Annotated in this window: 16 protein-coding genes and 1 tRNA gene; 9 read left to right on the forward strand and 8 right to left on the reverse strand. The window is 58.1% G+C overall.

Annotated features, from left to right (window positions below; all coding sequences use genetic code 11):
• Window positions 1–14 precede the first annotated feature (14 nt).
• The 6 genes from DI396_RS04415 to DI396_RS04440 form a co-directional block, all read right to left on the reverse strand.
• Window positions 15–2,249, reverse strand: a complete 2,235-nt coding sequence (locus DI396_RS04415) for a chemotaxis protein CheA (RefSeq protein ID WP_110794985.1) — start codon at window positions 2,247–2,249, stop codon at window positions 15–17.
• A 10-nt stretch (window positions 2,250–2,259) separates the two neighbouring features.
• Entirely contained in the window at window positions 2,260–2,625 is a 366-nt protein-coding gene (locus DI396_RS04420; protein WP_110794986.1) for a response regulator, read from the reverse strand.
• Entirely contained in the window at window positions 2,622–2,897 is a 276-nt protein-coding gene (locus DI396_RS04425) for an STAS domain-containing protein (RefSeq protein ID WP_110794987.1), read from the reverse strand. The genes DI396_RS04420 and DI396_RS04425 overlap by 4 nt, the downstream gene beginning before the upstream one ends.
• A 245-nt stretch (window positions 2,898–3,142) precedes the next feature.
• A complete protein-coding gene (locus tag DI396_RS04430; RefSeq protein ID WP_110794988.1) occupies window positions 3,143–4,192 on the reverse strand; it encodes a methyltetrahydrofolate cobalamin methyltransferase in 1,050 nt (349 codons plus the stop codon).
• Between the two features lie 49 nt (window positions 4,193–4,241).
• Complete coding sequence (locus tag DI396_RS04435; protein ID WP_110795360.1) at window positions 4,242–5,183, reverse strand: methylenetetrahydrofolate reductase; 942 nt, start codon at window positions 5,181–5,183, stop codon at window positions 4,242–4,244.
• Window positions 5,184–5,209: 26 nt separating this feature from the next.
• Window positions 5,210–5,512: a virulence factor gene (locus DI396_RS04440; protein ID WP_110794989.1), complete on the reverse strand. Its 303-nt coding sequence runs from the start codon at window positions 5,510–5,512 to the stop codon at window positions 5,210–5,212.
• Window positions 5,513–5,777: 265 nt separating this feature from the next.
• Here DI396_RS04440 and DI396_RS04445 point away from each other — a divergent pair, with 265 nt between their 5' ends.
• The 9 genes from DI396_RS04445 to DI396_RS04485 all read left to right on the forward strand — a co-directional run bounded on the left by DI396_RS04445 (window position 5,778) and on the right by DI396_RS04485 (window position 16,209).
• On the forward strand, window positions 5,778–6,890 hold the full coding sequence (locus tag DI396_RS04445) for a Ppx/GppA phosphatase family protein (protein ID WP_110794990.1): 1,113 nt from the start codon (window positions 5,778–5,780) through the stop codon (window positions 6,888–6,890).
• A 2-nt stretch (window positions 6,891–6,892) separates the two neighbouring features.
• Window positions 6,893–7,744 carry an RlmE family RNA methyltransferase gene (locus DI396_RS04450; RefSeq protein ID WP_110794991.1) on the forward strand — a complete coding sequence of 284 codons (852 nt, stop codon included), beginning with the start codon at window positions 6,893–6,895 and terminating at the stop codon, window positions 7,742–7,744.
• 579 nt (window positions 7,745–8,323) lie between these two features.
• Window positions 8,324–9,754 carry a circularly permuted type 2 ATP-grasp protein gene (locus DI396_RS04455; RefSeq protein ID WP_110794992.1) on the forward strand — a complete coding sequence of 477 codons (1,431 nt, stop codon included), beginning with the start codon at window positions 8,324–8,326 and terminating at the stop codon, window positions 9,752–9,754.
• Window positions 9,755–9,772: 18 nt separating this feature from the next.
• Complete coding sequence (locus tag DI396_RS04460; RefSeq protein WP_110794993.1) at window positions 9,773–10,714, forward strand: alpha-E domain-containing protein; 942 nt, start codon at window positions 9,773–9,775, stop codon at window positions 10,712–10,714.
• Between the two features lie 8 nt (window positions 10,715–10,722).
• On the forward strand, window positions 10,723–11,532 hold the full coding sequence (locus DI396_RS04465; protein WP_110794994.1) for a transglutaminase family protein: 810 nt from the start codon (window positions 10,723–10,725) through the stop codon (window positions 11,530–11,532).
• A gap of 49 nt (window positions 11,533–11,581) precedes the next feature.
• Window positions 11,582–12,313 carry a proteasome-type protease gene (locus DI396_RS04470; RefSeq protein WP_110794995.1) on the forward strand — a complete coding sequence of 244 codons (732 nt, stop codon included), beginning with the start codon at window positions 11,582–11,584 and terminating at the stop codon, window positions 12,311–12,313.
• 156 nt (window positions 12,314–12,469) lie between these two features.
• Complete coding sequence (locus tag DI396_RS04475; protein WP_110794996.1) at window positions 12,470–13,468, forward strand: ArsJ-associated glyceraldehyde-3-phosphate dehydrogenase; 999 nt, start codon at window positions 12,470–12,472, stop codon at window positions 13,466–13,468.
• On the forward strand, window positions 13,465–14,733 hold the full coding sequence (gene arsJ / locus DI396_RS04480; RefSeq protein ID WP_110794997.1) for an organoarsenical effux MFS transporter ArsJ: 1,269 nt from the start codon (window positions 13,465–13,467) through the stop codon (window positions 14,731–14,733). The genes DI396_RS04475 and arsJ overlap by 4 nt, the downstream gene beginning before the upstream one ends.
• Window positions 14,734–14,994: 261 nt before the next feature.
• Window positions 14,995–16,209 (forward strand): choice-of-anchor F family protein, encoded by a 1,215-nt coding sequence (locus tag DI396_RS04485; protein ID WP_110794998.1) that lies wholly within the window; start codon window positions 14,995–14,997, stop codon window positions 16,207–16,209.
• Window positions 16,210–16,840: 631 nt separating this feature from the next.
• Here the strand turns inward: DI396_RS04485 and DI396_RS16395 are convergent.
• Together DI396_RS16395 and DI396_RS04495 are read right to left on the reverse strand one after the other, a co-directional pair.
• Window positions 16,841–17,074 (reverse strand): hypothetical protein, encoded by a 234-nt coding sequence (locus tag DI396_RS16395; RefSeq protein WP_162617157.1) that lies wholly within the window; start codon window positions 17,072–17,074, stop codon window positions 16,841–16,843.
• A 140-nt stretch (window positions 17,075–17,214) separates the two neighbouring features.
• Window positions 17,215–17,304: transfer RNA gene (locus DI396_RS04495), tRNA-Ser, on the reverse strand.
• Window positions 17,305–17,489: the final 185 nt, after the last annotated feature.

Below are 17,489 nucleotides of genomic sequence, written 5' to 3' on the forward strand. Positions count from 1 at the left end.
AATGCACTCCTTGATTATGCGCTTAGGGCTTCGGTTCGGGATGCCCCCGAGGCCTCGGCGATGATGTCGGCGGGGTCGAGGATCAGGGCGATTTGCCCATCTCCAAGGATGGTGGCCGCCGCGATTCCAGGGGCGCGGAAGAAACTGTCGTCGAGCCCCTTGATCACTACTTGGCGCTGGTCCTGAATGCCGTCGATGATCAAGGCCGCACGGGCTCCATCCTCATAGGCAATCAGCAATACAATGGCGCCGACGTAGCTGTCTCGGGCCTCGCGATAGCCAAGCTCAACCCCCAAATCGAAGAGCGGAACAAATTCGCCGCGCACGCGGACGATATATTTCCCCGGACGCAGCATCTCGACATCCGCCGCGCCCAACGACAGGGTTTCGACCACCACATTGAGTGGCACCACAAGGGTTTCATCGGCCACATTGACAACCATCCCGTCCAGAACCGCGAGGGTCAACGGTAGCGAGATCGAGAATTTCGTGCCTTTGCCCGCTTCCGAAGTGATGGTGATCCGCCCGCCGAGCGACTGAATCGCGGTTTTCACCACATCCATGCCCACACCGCGCCCCGATAGGTCAGAGACTTCGCTTGCGGTTGAAAATCCGGGTGCAAACAGAAGATTGTCGATGTCGCTGTCGGTCAAGCTCGCATCCGCAGGGACAAGCCCCTTGTTCGTAGCAATCTCAAGCACGCGTTTGCGGTTGATGCCGGCGCCATCATCGGACACCTCGATGATCACACGGCCCGACCGATGTGCCGCCGACAGGGTCACAATCCCCTCGGCGGATTTGCCCGCCGCGCGCCGGTCTTCGGTGCTTTCAAGACCGTGATCGACAGCATTGCGGATCATATGGGTGAGCGGATCAGCAAGACGCTCGATCACGGTTTTATCCACTTCGGTGCCTTCGCCAACGGTCACAAGACGCACGTTCTTGCCCACGCCCGCCGAGGATTCGCGCACGATCCGGCTCATCCGTTGGAACAGGGATTTGACCGGCTGGGCGCGGATCATCATCACGGAATCCTGAATGTCGCGGGTCAGGCGTTGGAATTCTTCAAGCCCGTTCATCGCATCGGAGTGGGGCGAAAGACCCGCTTGCTCAAGGCTTTGCGACAACATGGCTTGGTTGATCACCAATTCACCGACCAGATTGACCAAACGCTCGATCCGTTCAAGATCCACACGCACCACTGATTTCGGGCCATTGGCCGCTGCGCCAGCGGCTTTGGCCGGCGCAGGTTTGCGGGCGGTTTTTTCTTCGGGGGCAGGGGCTGCGGAAGGGGCAGAAGGCGCAAGTGCAGCCGCCACCGGCGCGGGCGCGGCGGCCACAGGCACATCAGGATCGTCCGGAACGGTGGCAGGGGGCTCGGGCAAATCGGCGAACCCATCGCTTGAGGTCTCAATCGGCGCTGTAACAGCAGGCGCATCTGTATCTGAACCGGCGCGCCGCACCGAAAGCTCGCACAGCCCGTCTACGAATTCAAAAATTTCGCGGATTTCAGCCTCGTCCACATCGGCGATGAGCGTGATGTCCCATGACAGATATGAGGTCTCTGCGGCCAACGCCTCAAGCGGCGGCAAATCCCGCAAATCACATTCAATCGTCGCCTCCCCCAAGGCGGCCAGATTGCGGAGTAACATCTGCGGTTCATTGCCGGTCTCGAACATCTCTTGTTCGGGTTTGAACCGGATGTGATAGCATGGTGTTTCATCCATCGGCGCCGCGTCATCCACATCGAAATCCAGCGGTGGCAAATCACCAAGCCCATCTAGATCAAGTGATATCGATACGCCCATCGGCTCGAAATCATCAGCCGAAACTTCCTCTTCTTCTTCGGCGGCCCCGCCGAGAAGCGTGTCCAGTTGCGCCAGTAATTCGGCGCTGCGGTCATCGGGAATTGCATCGTCGTCACGGCAGACACGGATCAAATCCGACAAATGGTCCGCACAGGAAAAGAACAGCCGCATAGCGTCCGCGTCAGGAGTGAACTTATTCGAGCGCACGTCATCGAGCGCAGTTTCGTAGCGATGCGCAAACCGGACCAGCGCCTCAAGCCCGAAAGCCCCGGCGCCGCCTTTGATCGAATGCACGGCGCGGAAAACCACATTGATGGTTTCAGGATCGTCGTCGCCCTCGTCAAGCGTCGTTAACCCGTCCTGCATCGCCTCCATAAGCTCTTCACATTCAATGAAGAAAGAGGCGCGGATCTCCGCCATAGGATCATTTGCATCACTCATAACCGTTCTCCTAGCCGGCAACCATTTGCAAGGCTTTCACCAGCTTTGCCGGATCAAAGGGTTTTACGATCCATCCCGTCGCCCCGGCGTTTCGGGCACGCATTTTCAATTCAGCAGAGCTTTCGGTGGTGAGCACGAGGATCGGAGTGGCGCGGTGGTCATCCTGATCGCGCACGGCGTCAATGAACCCGAAACCGTCCATCCGTGGCATATTGATATCGGTGATGATCACATCGGGTTCGAGCCCGTCGAGCACCTCAAGACCATGGAGGCCATCATCGGCCAAATGCACCGTGAAGCCGACCGGAACAAGGGCCAACCGGATCATGTCGCGCATCGTCCGACTGTCATCCACTGCTAGAATATTGAGGCTCATGATGTGCCCTCCGCGATTGATTCCGGGGTAAAGCCCATCTGGCTCATTTGTTCGATAAGCCGGTCAGAGGCATTGATGATGGTCATCCTGTGCCCTGTCGCCTTAAGAGAGGCCGCGGCAGAAATCAGCACCTGTAGACCGAGCGCGCCGATGCTGGCCACCGCCCCTGCATCAACAGTCACATCCGTACCGAGCCGCTCCTTGAGCGCTGTTGCCAAAGGATCTGCAGCAGGCAGATCAAGTTTGGATTGAAGGACGAGCGGCTCATTCATATCCACCTGCCTTGGGCGCAACACACTGATGTGGCATCGCCACCTCCCATATTTCCATTCCGGTTCCTCACGGTTCTATGGGGCGGTCGGTTAAAACTGCGTTACGCCGTTTTATGGATTTGCCCCATTTTGAAACAGTTTGGGGCGATATCCATCCTAAGGGCATGAAATATATGTATAAAACAAGAAAAACCCCGCGCTATGGCGGGGTCAGAAAAAGGCAATTTCTACGGAACGTTAGGTTTTTAACCGCGGCGACGGCGACGCCCCCCGCGTCCACCCGCAGCCCCATCAACCGGCGGGGCCTTGTTCGCAGCAATCCATGCCGCGCCATGCGGATCCTTGTTGCTCAGCAAGTTGGCCGCCATGATCGCTTGCATTTCCGATCCGGCCTTGGCCGTCATATCGCCCAACCCGGTCAATTGGGCCAGCAACGCATCGTCCATCCCATCGGGTAAAATCACCCCCGCCGCCTGCAAGGCATCGCGTTTGGCTTGCAACTTGGCCTGACTCACCGGCATCGCCACAGGGTTCATAATCGCAGAGGTCATGCCCGCGCCCATGGCCATCGGCAAAAACGCATTGTTGATGCCATGACGATTGGGCAAGCCAAACGATACATTCGACGCGCCGCAGGTGGTGTTGACGCCCAATTCATCGCGCAAACGGCGCACCAGAGCAAAGACCTGTTGTCCCGCAGTGGCCATTGCTCCGATCGGCATGACCAAAGGATCAACCACAATGTCATGCGCCGGAATCCCGTAATCCGCCGCCCGCTCGACAATGCGTTTGGCCACAGCGAAGCGCACGTCGGGATCTTCGGAAATGCCGGTGTCGTCGTTCGAAATCGCCACAACCGGCACGTTGTATTTTTTGACCAGGGGCAGAACCATTTCGAGGCGGTCTTCTTCGCCGGTCACCGAATTAAGCAGGGGCCGCCCTTCGGCAATCTCCAATCCGGCTTCCAATGCGCCGGGCACCGAACTGTCGATACATAGCGGCACATCGACCAAAGCTTGCACCATTTCGACGACTTTGCGCATCAGGGGCGGTTCGGTCTCGTTCGGGTTGGGGTTGGAATTATACACCACGCCCGCATTGATATCGAGAACCGCAGCACCGGCCAGAACCTGTGCCAAGGCGTCTTTTTCCACGGTGGAAAAGTCGCCCGCTTCCAATTCAGCGGCGAGTTTTTTGCGTCCTGTGGGGTTGATCCGCTCGCCAATCACGCAAAAGGGTTCGTCGAACCCCATCACAACGGTCTTGGTTTTGCTTTCGAGGATAGTGCGGGTCATATGGTGTCCTTAACTCTCACGCGGATTGCGTATCTGTTGTGCCGCTAACCTATGGGGTCAAAGCAGCAGGAGGGGCGGAGACGTCCGGGCCGTGGCCTTGATCTGCCGTCCAAGTGGTTGCGGTTTTGATACCGCCGAGCGGAAAGAAATGCACCCCCTCGATCAGGCTTTGCGGATTGGCGGCCTTATAAGTGGCCAGATCAGCCAAAATCGCATCGGGGGTATAGGGCAACAAAAGCTTGCTCACATCCATCGCGCGTTTTTGCAAAACCTTCAAGGACGGGCCAACGCCGCAGGCCATGGCAAAGGTAATGAGGGTTTGCAATTTAGCCGGCGCCGCGAGACCAACATGAATCGGCATGGTGATGCCGGCCTCGGCGAGGCTTTGGGCCCATGCGATCACGGGCGCGGCCTCGAACGCAAATTGCGTGGCGATGGCCATATCCGCATCGGTGCGTTCGCTATAGGCCTGTTTGAACGCCAAAGCCGCATCGACATTGGCGCGCCCGCCCGCAGGATCGATGTCGCGGTTGCCTTCTGGGTGTCCGGCGACGTGCAGCCGTTCAAAATCGTTGGCGTCAAACACACCGGTTTCGATCAAATCCATCGCGCTTTCGAACGGGCCGCGCGGCGCGGCAATCCCGCCCGCCAGTAACAGCGCCTGTTTCACGCCTGCTTCGCCTTGATATCGGGCGATCCAGTCGTTGAGCGCAGCATGGGAGGGCACCGACCGCGCCGGAATATGCGGCATAACGGCAAAACCTTCGCGCGCGATCCGCGCGGCGGTGGCCACCATGTCATCGATCGGGGTGCCATCAATATGGGCGATATAGACCCGCGTGCCCTGCGGCAGGATCTCGGTAAAACGATCTATTCTGGCGGCCGTGCGCGGCATCACCTCGATGGAATATCCCGCCATCATGGCACGGGCACCGTCGCCCATTCTGCCCGATTTGATATCCTTGGCCTTCTTGAAATTAAACAGCGCCATTGCGGCCTCCAAAATGCGGCTGCGGCTCACGGCGTGGCCCAACCATCCCCTTCAATCAATGTCTTGATCCGGTCTTGATCGAATTCGTGCTCCAGCCGCTGCGCCTGTGCGGCGGCCACCTCGGAGGGATCTCCCTCCACCTCGCCAAGGGACACCTTGCGCCATTCCGCCAGATAGGCATCGGCATCCTTGGCGCCCACTTTCATCGCCGCGCGGTCAATGGCTTGCTCAAATCGTTCGGGCAATTGCACTTTGGAGGCGCGGCGGCCTTTGCCGACAATCACCTGCGCGGGGATGTCCCGCCAATATACGATTGTTAGCTCTGGCATGGGTGATTCCCCTTGGGTCAGTAAAGTTACGATAGGGCGCATCCTCCGCGGGCTTTGCGTCAAACTCGACACAAGGGCACGCATTGGCGACGCGGCGCGCGGCATGAACCGCCCGCCGCCGAGGTGTAACCCGGAGCCGAGGGCAAATACTACGGCGCAGCATCGGAATAATCCTAAAGATCGTTATGAATGACGTGCGGCGGTGCTTGCGCGGGGGGGCGTTAGAGACTAGCTTGGGGATAACTCGAAATGGAGGGCGTGACCTATGGCGCCCAAGCGTCCCGAAGGTGCGGGCGCATTCCCGATACCGGTTGAAAGCCCCGCGCCGAAACCGAGCGATCCATCGGAGCTTTATGCTGCGTTGGACCTCGGCACGAACAGTTGCCGGATGTTGATTGCGCAGCCCAAAGGCAGCCAATTTCATGTGGTCGATAGTTTCTCGAAATCCGTGCAACTTGGCGCGGGGCTGGAGAAGTCTGGCCGGTTGTCACGCGCCTCTATGGGCCGCACGATCCAAGCCTTGCGGATTTGCCAACAAAAGCTGAAGCGTCACAAGGTCAAACAAATGCGCCTTGTCACCACCGAAGCATGCCGCCGCGCCAAAAACGCGCGCGAGTTCGTCCGGCAGGTGCGGCGCGAGACCGGCTTGCAACTCGACATCATTCAGCCAGAGGAAGAAGCCCGCCTTGCGGTGATTTCCTGCGCACCTTTGGTGTCCACCAAAACCGAACAGCTTTTGGTCGTGGATATCGGCGGCGGATCGACAGAATTGGTGTGGATTGACCTGACCTCGGTGCCGCCACGCGAACGCCCGCGGGCGATCATGCGGCTTCATGCCGGTTTTCATCCCCCCGAAAGCCCCTTTCCCGCCGCCAAGGTCATCGATTGGATTTCGGTGCCCTTGGGCGTTGCGACATTGCGCGATCAGTTTTCCGATGTCGAAGACGATGCCGCGCGCTTTGCCCTGATGAGTTGGTTCTTCGAAGAAAACCTCTCGGAGTTTGCGCCCTATAAGGACGAACAGGAACGCGACGGGTTTCAAATCATCGGCACGTCGGGCACCGTGACCACGGTGGCGGCCTCCTATCTCGGGCTCAAACGATATGATCGCACCAAAGTTGACGGGTTGCGGATGACAACCGACCAGATCGACCGCGTTATCCGCGGCTATCTTGATCTTGGCACCGCAGGCCGCCGCGCCGATCCGCGTATCGGTATGGACCGGCAGGCTTTGATCATGTCCGGTTCTGCGATTTTGCAGGCGCTGATGCGCTGCTGGCCAACCGATCGCCTTTCCGTGGCCGACCGCGGCCTACGTGAGGGGCTTCTTTATGCACAAATGAGCGCCGATGGCGTTCTCGAAGACGGACCCTATTAGTGATGGCAAAACAACCCACAGGCGGAAACTCGGGCGGCAAGGATGGCAAAGGCGGAGACAAGGCCAGCACCAAGGCCAACAGCAAGGGCGGCCCGAAAAAAGGCCCGTCCGGCGCCCGCAAAGCCAAAACGCCCACGGGCAAGAATACCTCGGGGCGCGGGCAACGGGAATTGACCGTGAAGGTGAAAACCGCACGCGGCCGCACGCTCAGCTCGACCCGCTGGTTGCAACGGCAACTCAATGATCCATACGTCAAACGCGCGCAGGCCGAAGGCTATCGCGGCCGCGCCGCATATAAGATCATGGAGCTGGACGACAAATTCCGCTTCCTTGTTCCGGGCGCACGGATCGTCGATTTGGGCTGTGCCCCCGGCGGCTGGCTGCAAGTCGCGGTCAAACGCAGCAATATTCTGGGCGAGAAAAAGGGCAAGGCCGTCGGCACCATCCTTGGCATTGACCTTCAGGAGGTGGAGCCGTTGGCAGGCTGCGAAATCCATCAATTGGATTTCATGGAAGACGACGCCGATCTCAAGGTCAAAGAGTGGCTGGGCGGTATGGCCGATGTGGTGATGTCGGATATGGCGGCCTCTGCATCCGGTCATAAACAAACCGACCACCTGCGCATTATTGCGCTTTGTGAGGCGGCGGCCTATTTCGCCTTTGATGTGCTCGAAGAGGGCGGAACATTCGTCGCCAAAGTTCTGGCCGGCGGCGCCGAAGGTGAATTGCAAAAACTGCTCAAACAGCGGTTTGAAAAGGTGCATCACGTCAAACCGCCCGCGTCCCGCTCTGACAGCTCGGAAAAATTCGTCGTGGCGATGGGGTATAAACGCCCCGTAGAGGATACGGAATAAACATGCGCGCACTGCGGGTGTGTCATAGGGACAGTTGCGCCCGCAAACCCTGCACGTCGCTTTGAACGTAATGGGCGCGGCCTTTGCCACGAGCGCTCAGCCCAGATCGTCAAAATGCGTCACCGGAATGATGCACTGGCACCCCCGATGAACCGGCCCACACTGATCGTTGCGCCCGCCCGCCAGATGGGCGGGCCATTTCAATGCTGTTGTGGGGAGTGCCTGAACAACGCCCGCGCCAAATCCCGCAGGCCTTCTACCCGCCGTCAAGAGGCGCAGCGTGACCAAAGCGCCCCACGACCCTTGATGCCCGAGGCCTGAGCCCGAGCGCCGACCGGCGTGTGCTCTGGGCCGACAGTGGGGCAGGGGGATTTCCTGTGAGATGTCCCCCCGCAGAGGGTGCGGGCCAGCGGTTCGATGATTTTCCGACCGCTCGCGCCGCAGATCTGCCCGTTTTTTAGGCGAAAGTCTGCCACATTCGGACCGAAAACGCCATAGCGCCGTTGCTTCGGCGGCCACGGCCATCCTGTCACCAGAAAAAGGGTTGTATCTGCGCAGGTTGCGCGGCCTACTTTACCTATGACCAACACATCGCCTTTCTTTGATGAGATGTTCGCGCCCGACGGCACCGCCCGCGACGCCTACGCCCAATATCACCAGTGGTTCGGCAGAGAAGACTCCCGCCATCTGCGCCGAAAATCCGTAGAGGCCGAGGCATTTTTCCGCCGCGTCGGCATCACCTTTAACGTCTACGGACAAGAGGAAGCTGACGAGAGGCTTATCCCCTTCGACATCGTCCCACGGGTTATCTCCGCCCGCGAATGGACGCGATTGGAAAAAGGCATCGAACAGCGCGTGCGCGCCATCAACGCGTTTTTGCACGATATTTATCATCGGCAGGAGATCCTGCGTGCGGGGCGCATCCCCGCAGAAATCATCATCGGCAACGAAGCCTTCTTGCCGCAAATGATCGGGGTGACCCCGCCGGGCGGAATTTTCACCCATATCATCGGTGTTGATCTTGTGCGCACCGGTCCGGACGAGTTTTACGTGCTCGAAGACAATGCGCGCACGCCCTCCGGTGTTTCCTATATGTTGGAAAATCGCGAGACGATGCTGCAAATGTTCCCTGAATTGTTCACACGGTTGAATGTGCGACCGGTCAGCAGTTATCCGCAGCAATTGCGCCGCTCGCTTGCGGCCTCTGCACCGCATGATCGCGGCTCATCCAAACCGGTGATCGCGGTGCTGACCCCGGGCATTCATAACTCGGCCTATTTCGAACATGCGTTTTTGGCCGACCAAATGGGCGTGGAATTGGTCGAAAGTCATGATTTGACCATCCGCGACGGCCGCGTCGCGATGCGCACGACCCAAGGCTTCCAGCCGGTTGATGTGATTTATCGCCGCGTTGATGATGATTATCTTGATCCGCTGAACTTCAACCCGAATTCGATGCTGGGCGTGGCGGGGATTATGGATGTCTACCGCGCCGGCCGGATCACCATTGCCAATGCCCCGGGCACCGGCATCGCGGACGACAAGGCGCTCTATAGTTATATGCCTGATATTGTTGAGTTTTATACCGGAGAGAAGGCGATCTTGAAAAACGTGCCGACTTGGCGGTGTTCCGAAGCAGACAGCCTTGCCTATGTGCTCGACCATCTGCCTGAACTGGTGGTCAAAGAGGTGCATGGGTCGGGCGGCTACGGCATGTTGGTCGGCCCTGCGGCCTCGAAACGTGAACTGAAAGCCTTTGAGAGAAAACTACGGGCAAAGCCGCACAACTACATCGCGCAACCAACGCTGGCGCTCTCGACCGTGCCAATCCTCAGCAAAAAGGGGCTCGCGCCGCGCCATGTGGATTTGCGCCCCTTCGTGCTCTGCTCTCCGGGCAAGGTTGAGATTACGCCGGGCGGATTGACCCGTGTGGCGCTCAAAGAAGGCAGCCTTGTGGTCAATTCATCCCAAGGCGGCGGCACCAAAGACACATGGGTCTTGGGCGAATAATGCGGGGAGGATACGGCAATGCTTGGTAAAACCGCAGGCGGGCTGTTTTGGCTGTTCCGCTATCTGGAACGGGCCGAAAACACCGCGCGATTGGTGGAAACCGGATGGCGCATCGCGTTGACACGGCAAAATGCAGCCGTCGCAGAATGGGAATCCGTGCTTAACACCGCCGGTTTACGCGCGGCCTATGTCGAAAGCTACACGGAGGTCGAAGCCTCTTCGGTGATCAATTTCCTGCTGCGCGATAAGGAATGTATTTCGTCTGTGCGGGCCTCGATCAATGCGGCGCGGGCGAATGCACGTTTGGTGCGCACCGCGCTGACCTCTGAGGTTTGGGAGGCGGTGAACGAATGTTGGATGGACATCAACGCCTTGCTCAAACGCCCGGTTTCCGAACGCTCGTTGGGTGAGACCCTGTCTGCGATCCGCTTTCGCTGTGCTGTGGTTCGCGGCGCCTTGCACGGCACCATGCTGCGCAATGACACCTTCTGGTTTTCGCGCCTTGGCACCTTTGTCGAACGGGCCGACAACAGCGCGCGGATCTTGGACATGAAATACTATGTCCTGTTGCCGACGGCGGCCTATGTGGGATCTTCGATCGACAACACCCAATGGGAGACAATTTTACGCTCGGTCTCGGCGGACCGGTCCTATCGATGGATCAAGGGCGATGACACCAATCCGCGCGATATCGCCGATTTCCTGATTCTGGACGGGCGCATGCCGCGTTCGCTCGCCTTTTGCTACGACAAGATCGAAGAGAACCTCCAACGCCTGTGCCGTGAATATGGCAAGGACATGCCTTCTCTCGATGTCGCGCGGCAACAAAATGCCCGTTTCAAAGGCAAGGAGATCGATATGATCTTCGACGAGGGATTGCATGAGTTTCTCGAACGCGCGATTGCCAGCACCGGTGCATTGGCGCAGCAAATCGAAACGGACTACCGCTTTTACAGCTAGGGGGCGATATGCGGCTGAAAATCTCTCATACCACGACCTACTGCTATGATGTGCCGGTGCATTACGCCTTGCAACAATTGCGGCTTACCCCACGCAGCGACCACGGCCAAACCATCGAAACATGGAATGCGGTGATTACCGGCGGCACCAAAGAAGTCAGCTTTGACGACCACTTCGGCAATCACGTCGATTTGGTCTTGATGGACGACGGGGCCGATAAAATCGAAATCACCTGCGAAGGCGTGGTTTCGACCGTGGATAATGCGGGCATCATCGGCCAGCACCGTGGCTATGCGCCCCTATGGCTTTACCGAGAACCGACTGCGGTTACCGCCCCGGATGCGGCGCTGCGCAAATTGGCGCGCAGCTATAGCAAAGCCGGGCAGACGGGCGGTGACTGGCTGCCCGAACTGCATGCGTTGTCGGCCGAAATCCTAAACCACGTAAGCTATGAGACCGGCCAAACGATCGCCACGACCACCGCCGACGAAGCCTGGGCCGCAGGCCACGGCGTGTGTCAGGATCACGCCCATATCATGATCACCACCGCGCGGCTCATGGGATTGCCCGCGCGCTATGTCAGCGGCTATCTGCTGATGGAAGGGGTCGAACAACAAGACGCGACCCATGCATGGTGCGAGGTGCATGTCGACGGAATCGGTTGGGTGGGGTTTGACGTGTCGAACGGGATTTCTCCCGATGAACGCTATGTCCGCGTCGCCACCGGGCGCGATTATGCCGAAGCTGCGCCCATACATGGATTGCGGTTGGGGGCAGGGACCGAAGATCTGCAGGTGCGCTTGCAAGTGCAGCAATAGGGCGTAAACTGAACCGGCTGGCGCGCGGCGCGCCAAAGGACACACACCCATGACCTATTGCGTTGGATTGATGTTGGACAAGGGCCTTGTGTTCATGTCTGACACCCGCACAAATTCCGGTGTCGATAATATTTCGACCTTTCGTAAAATGTTCTCGTTCAATGTCGAGGGCGAACGCGACATCACCTTGATGACGGCGGGCAATTTGGCCACGACCCAAGCTTTGATCAGCCTGCTGGAAGAGCGCAGCAAATATCATTCGGAACGCGACCCCGATATTTTAACCGTGCCGACGATGTTCCAAGTGGCGCGGTTGGTGGGAGAGACCCTGCGCGAAGTGATCGGTGAACACGCCAACACCGGACAGCGCGCCGATGCGGCCTTTAACGCCACGGTGATCCTGGGCGGACAAATCAAAGGCGGAAAACCCTGTCTTTTCATGATCTATCCCGAAGGCAATTTCATCGAAGCCAGCGAAGACACGCCCTTCTTCCAGATCGGGGAGACCAAATACGGCCGTCCGATCCTGTTGCGGGCCTATGATGCGGCGATGGAATTTGACGAGGCGGTCAAATTGCTTCTGGTGTCCTTCGACAGCACCATAAAGGCAAATCTGTCGGTGTCGCTGCCGCTTGATGTGAAAACCTATGCCGAAGGCAAATTCAGCCCACATCAGCAATTGCGCGTCGAACCCGACGACAACTACTTCCAACAAATATCGCAAGGGTGGGGCGTTGCCCTGCGCACCGCGTTTCAAGAGCTGCCCGACTTCAAATTCTAACGGCCCTGTCGCCCCCCGTCCTTTCGACGGATTTCCGCGCCTATATGAAGTTTTTGCGACAGGGGGATATTTTCCTCGCCTGCGCCGATGTCATCGACTAATTCGGGTTCAAACGCCGCCCTCAAAGCGGCGTGAACACGTCGGACAGGGGGCTATATGACCACTTACGCGCTGAACGGATTGGGCCGGATTGGTAAACTCGCCCTGCGGCCGCTGCTGGAAAGCGGCGCCCATATTGCATGGATCAACGATGCCGTGGGCGACGCGGAAATGCATGCGCATCTTCTTGAATTTGACAGCGTGCATGGCCGTTGGCCCGCCGCGTTCTCCCACGATGATCACAGCATCAGCATCGACGGCACCCGCATCCCCGTGCATGGCACCCGCGATCTGACGGCGCTGCCGTTGGAGGGGGTGGATGTGGTGATCGATTGCACCGGTGCCTTTAAAACCGAAGCCAAACTGGCGCCCTATTTTGCCGCCGGGGTGCGTAAAGTCGTAGTTTCGGCTCCGGTCAAGGACGGCCCGACAGCCAATATCGTTTATGGCGTAAATTCCGATGCTTACAACCCGGATCAGCATCACATCATCACGGCGGCAAGCTGCACCACCAATTGTCTCGCCCCGGTGGTGAAGGTGATCCACGAACACCTTGGCATTCGTCATGGCTCGATCACCACGATCCATGATGTGACCAACACCCAAACCATCGTCGACCGGCCCGCCAAGGATCTGCGCCGTGCGCGATCGGCCTTGACCAACCTGATCCCGACAACCACCGGATCGGCCACGGCCATCACACAGATTTTCCCCGACCTGAAAGACCGGCTCAATGGTCATGCGGTGCGCGTGCCGCTGCTCAATGCCTCGATCACCGATTGCGTTTTCGAGGTCGAGCGCGCCACCACGGCCGAAGAGGTCAATGCCCTGTTCAAAGCCGCCGCCGAAGGGCCGCTGAACGGCATCCTTGGCTATGAAGAACGGCCCTTGGTATCGTGTGATTACACCAATGATGACCGCTCTTCGATCATCGATGCGCCCTCGACCATGGTGGTGGGCGGCACGCAGGTGAAAATCTATGCATGGTATGACAATGAATGGGGCTATGCACAGCGGCTGATCGATGTTGCACGGATGGTGGGTGCCGCGCTGTGAGCGCCCGGGCCGATCCGCGCCCGCAAGGGTTCGGCGCCTACATCGCAGTGACCGCAGCCTATTGGGCCTTTATGCTCACCGATGGCGCCCTGCGCATGCTGGTTCTTTTGCATTTCCACCAGATCGGGTTTTCGCCGGTTCAATTGGCCTATCTGTTTGTCCTTTACGAGATTGCCGGCATCGTCACCAACCTGTCTGCCGGATGGATCGCGGCGCGGTTTGGCCTGACCTCGACGCTCTTTGCGGGGTTGGGTTTGCAAATCTGCGCGTTGCTGGCTTTGGCACAGCTCAATCCCGCGTGGGCGGTGTCCGCTTCGGTCATCTATGTGATGTGTGTGCAGGGCCTGTCCGGTGTTGCCAAAGATCTGGCCAAGATGAGCTCGAAATCCGCTGTCAAACTGCTTGCGCCCAGCGGGGCAGGCGGGTTGTTTCGGTGGGTGGCGCTGCTGACCGGATCCAAGAACGCTGTCAAAGGTATCGGCTTTCTGCTCGGCGCGCTCTGCCTTGGCCTGGCCGGATTCCACGCCGCAGTGATCGGCATGGCGGTTCTGCTTACCGTGATTTTATGCGCCGTGGCCGTCAGCATGCCGCGCGGATTACCGCAGGGACGCAAAGACGCAAAATTCAAAGAGGTTTTCTCTAAGAACCCACAGGTCAATTGGCTCAGCGCCGCGCGGGTGTTCCTCTTCGGCGCGCGCGATGTCTGGTTCGTGGTCGGCATTCCGATCTATTTCTACGCGGTATTGTCGGATGGATCACAGGCCGGCAATCACCGCGCCTTTTTCATCATTGGCAGCTTTATGGCGGTCTGGACCATCCTCTATGGCGCGGTGCAAGCCTATGCCCCGAAGCTGTTGCGCGCCGATCAGCGTGACGATGACGCCCTGCGCCGTGCGGCTCCACGATGGGCGGGGGCATTGGCCGTTGTGCCCTTGGCTTTGGCTGCATTGGTTTGGGGCGCGGGCACGGCGGCGGGCTGGTTGACGGGCGCGCTGATCCTCGGGCTGTTGATTTTTGGGGCGGCCTTCGCAGTAAACTCCGCGCTGCACAGCTATTTGATCCTGGCCGCCACCACCCACGGGCGGGTGACCATGGATGTCGGATTTTATTACATGGCCAATGCGGCGGGGCGGCTTTTGGGCACGCTCATGTCGGGGCTGTGTTATCAACTCGGCGGGGTCGCCCTATGCCTCGCAGCGGCCGGCATAATGTTGATTCTGAGCATGATTTGCGCGCAAAAATTGTCGCGGGTCGTTGTTGAGTGACCCAAGCTCATCCCTGCGACATTTTTCCCCAAAACTTCATTTAAGTAATATATTTCAACATTATATTCCAATATTTTGATATTTTTTCCTTCCAACATTCCTGCGAATGGAATGTGTATTCGAAATACATATTCCCACAGTTAATATTCCATTTACTTTATATTTCGTGGTCGGTTCAAAAGAACGGCCACACCAAAGGGATGTGGCACGTTATGCGCTCCGAAATTGAAGTCCATTTTAGGAAATGAAGGAGTTGGACAGATGACACAACCATTTCACATTACCACCGTCCCACTATGCCTTGGCGTAGGGCTTATGTTTGCGTTGCCCTCGCTTGGCGCGGCGGCGACAATCACCGGGTGGAACACCGACAACATTGCCGTTGCCCCGACTCCCCCCGAGGGCGAAACCGGCTTTAGCGTGGTGTATGACCGTGCCGCCACCGACCCCGACGCCATCAGCAGTGGCGCAATTTCCTTTGCGCCCCCCGAGGCCATTTCGCCCGGCATCACCGTGACGCCGGAAACCTACACTCAAGGCGGCCCGGACGGGGCAACGCTCGATGGATGCATCATGACATCCAATCCCGCCGCCACCTGCACCAGTGAATTCCAATCGGGCAAACGATTAAAGGAAGTGGTCACCGGCACCGGACCGATTGATTTGGTCTTTGATGTGGCCAGCAGCCCTGACACCTCGGTTTATCAAGTGTTCAGCAAACTGATTAACGCGACCGGAACGGCGTTGACCGGGTTCAGCATTGAGCTTGGCTTCGGAACCGGCGATGACTTCGTCGCCGCAACCGGCAGCGAAGGGTTGAGCTTCTCCACCGATTTCGCGGCCAAACCCTCGGGCAGCGGTTCTTCGAGCTCGCAAAACCCGTTTGGCCTGTTTGGCGATGCGTCGACCAACCAGAATTTCGTGATCGACGGTTTCTTCGCCAGCGAACGCACCGGCTTTGACATCGACCAAGGTTTGACCACCCTGAGCAGCGCCGATGTTTACGGACCCTATGCCGATATGTTCGGCGACTGGATGACCCGCGCCGATGTGCCCGAAGGGCTGTTTTGGGATTTCGACAGTGACGAGACGACGGACGGCATGCTGATGGCTTGGGAATACGAGCCCGGCCTGTGGGAATTGCGACGTGACGATATTGCGGTTTGCGATGTGCTCGACCCCGGTTTTTGCGCGCCCGGCTCCAACCTTGACACCTATGTCTCAGGCTTGGATTTGGACGCGCTCTATCTGGCGCTCGGGATCAATCCCGATTTGCTTGCGATCGGCGAGATCGAGGATTTGGCCAATCTCAACGTGAATTACGCCATCGAAGTCGGCGATCTTTTTGGCGCATCAAACTTCACCCTGCGCACCACTGTGATGCCGGCTCCCGTGCCACTCCCGGCAGGGGCACCACTATTGATCGGCGGGTTGGCTGCCTTGGCAATGGCGCGCCGCCGCAAAGCGCGCGCCTGACCTAGTATTCGCCGTTCAAGGCTGCGGGCGCGAGGGCAACTTCGCGCCCGTTTGCATATTAAAGGCCGGAGTTGTGTAAAGGCGCAGGATGCCGGAAAATTGGCCGCTCGGTTCCTGACCGACATGCGCCCCCGGTCCAGCATGCACAGTGACCATCATCTCTCTCGATTGGCCGAATGCGCCGCAAAGCAGCGGCGTTGCGGATAAACTGGCCGACCTTTTCCGGAGATGGCTGGCACACAGATCTAAACGAACTTGGGGCCGCCTTCCGTGGCGAGCGTGGCCCTGAGGCTCAAGGCATTTGGCACAGTAGCGCTTACACCGGTGACGGTACTCATAGCGCAGGAATGTGGCGAGAAATTTGGCGATCCTGTCGCCATCGACGTTATACGATCGCTCCAAGCCTTTGACGCTGGTGGCCGTAGGCGCACTCTGTCTCAGATTATGGAAGCTATGGCGCTGGCAAAAGAGGCGGGCGTTGATCTGGATAAGGCGGCTCAAATCGCAAATTTTGCGCCTGAGCGTGGCAGTCTGTAAATTGAATTTGTGGTGGCTGAGTTTGAGTATTCAGTCCCGCGTGTTCGCCGCCACCAGGTTTGGTTATGTAGCCCCTCGCTGAAATGGTGGAGGGTTATTTTATTGGGGTTAAGGTTCGACCGTCACTGGCGATGTATGTGTCGCCGTGTTTTTTCACGTCTTGCCCGTTCGTAAGTGCGTATTTCGCTACTCCATCTGGTATCCGGGGGATGCTTCCATCCAGATTGGCTTTCCCGTCATACGTGTCGCGATATTTAACTACAGTTTCGGAAGCCCCTAGTTTGTCTGTGCATGAAATCGTTTCAATAATTGCTAAATCACCTGACATCTAAACCTCTCCGTTATTAGACAGGAGAACTATACATTGTTTTGCTGCGGCTATCACGATTTTTTGGACGGCGAATAAGATGGTGGGTGGAGGTTTTCAGTCTGATTCTTACACCTAAAAACAAAGACTTGATGGGGTAGTGGCGGAGAGACAGGGATTCGAACCCTGGGAACCCTTGCAGGCTCAACGGTTTTCGAAACCGTCCCGTTCGACCACTCCGGCACCTCTCCGCGGGGGTCTGTGGGGGGCGTTTAATGGCTTGCGCCGATCATGGCAAGAGCGATTTTTACTCAAAATGGTATCCGTTTACCGCAATGGCACATCACGGCAATTTTCATTGCCCGCGTCCGCGGTTACGATAGGCTGGGCGTAAGGCACGCTGCGCCATCGAGATCGCGTGCCTTAAAAAATTCGT

The organism is Litorivita pollutaquae, from assembly GCF_003205515.1.
GTDB lineage: Bacteria > Pseudomonadota > Alphaproteobacteria > Rhodobacterales > Rhodobacteraceae > Litorivita > Litorivita pollutaquae.

What these genes read in the sequence shown, in the direction of transcription:
- DI396_RS04415 (WP_110794985.1), bottom strand. Translation starts at nt 2,249, where the DNA reads ATGAGTGATGCAAATGATCCTATGGCGGAGATCCGCGCCTCTTTCTTC.
- DI396_RS04420 (WP_110794986.1), bottom strand. Translation starts at nt 2,625, where the DNA reads ATGAGCCTCAATATTCTAGCAGTGGATGACAGTCGGACGATGCGCGAC.
- DI396_RS04425 (WP_110794987.1), bottom strand. Translation starts at nt 2,897, where the DNA reads ATGAATGAGCCGCTCGTCCTTCAATCCAAACTTGATCTGCCTGCTGCA.
- DI396_RS04430 (WP_110794988.1), bottom strand. Translation starts at nt 4,192, where the DNA reads ATGACCCGCACTATCCTCGAAAGCAAAACCAAGACCGTTGTGATGGGG.
- DI396_RS04435 (WP_110795360.1), bottom strand. Translation starts at nt 5,183, where the DNA reads ATGGCGCTGTTTAATTTCAAGAAGGCCAAGGATATCAAATCGGGCAGA.
- DI396_RS04440 (WP_110794989.1), bottom strand. Translation starts at nt 5,512, where the DNA reads ATGCCAGAGCTAACAATCGTATATTGGCGGGACATCCCCGCGCAGGTG.
- DI396_RS04445 (WP_110794990.1), top strand. Translation starts at nt 5,778, where the DNA reads ATGGCGCCCAAGCGTCCCGAAGGTGCGGGCGCATTCCCGATACCGGTT.
- DI396_RS04450 (WP_110794991.1), top strand. Translation starts at nt 6,893, where the DNA reads ATGGCAAAACAACCCACAGGCGGAAACTCGGGCGGCAAGGATGGCAAA.
- DI396_RS04455 (WP_110794992.1), top strand. Translation starts at nt 8,324, where the DNA reads ATGACCAACACATCGCCTTTCTTTGATGAGATGTTCGCGCCCGACGGC.
- DI396_RS04460 (WP_110794993.1), top strand. Translation starts at nt 9,773, where the DNA reads ATGCTTGGTAAAACCGCAGGCGGGCTGTTTTGGCTGTTCCGCTATCTG.
- DI396_RS04465 (WP_110794994.1), top strand. Translation starts at nt 10,723, where the DNA reads ATGCGGCTGAAAATCTCTCATACCACGACCTACTGCTATGATGTGCCG.
- DI396_RS04470 (WP_110794995.1), top strand. Translation starts at nt 11,582, where the DNA reads ATGACCTATTGCGTTGGATTGATGTTGGACAAGGGCCTTGTGTTCATG.
- DI396_RS04475 (WP_110794996.1), top strand. Translation starts at nt 12,470, where the DNA reads ATGACCACTTACGCGCTGAACGGATTGGGCCGGATTGGTAAACTCGCC.
- DI396_RS04485 (WP_110794998.1), top strand. Translation starts at nt 14,995, where the DNA reads ATGACACAACCATTTCACATTACCACCGTCCCACTATGCCTTGGCGTA.
- DI396_RS16395 (WP_162617157.1), bottom strand. Translation starts at nt 17,074, where the DNA reads ATGTCAGGTGATTTAGCAATTATTGAAACGATTTCATGCACAGACAAA.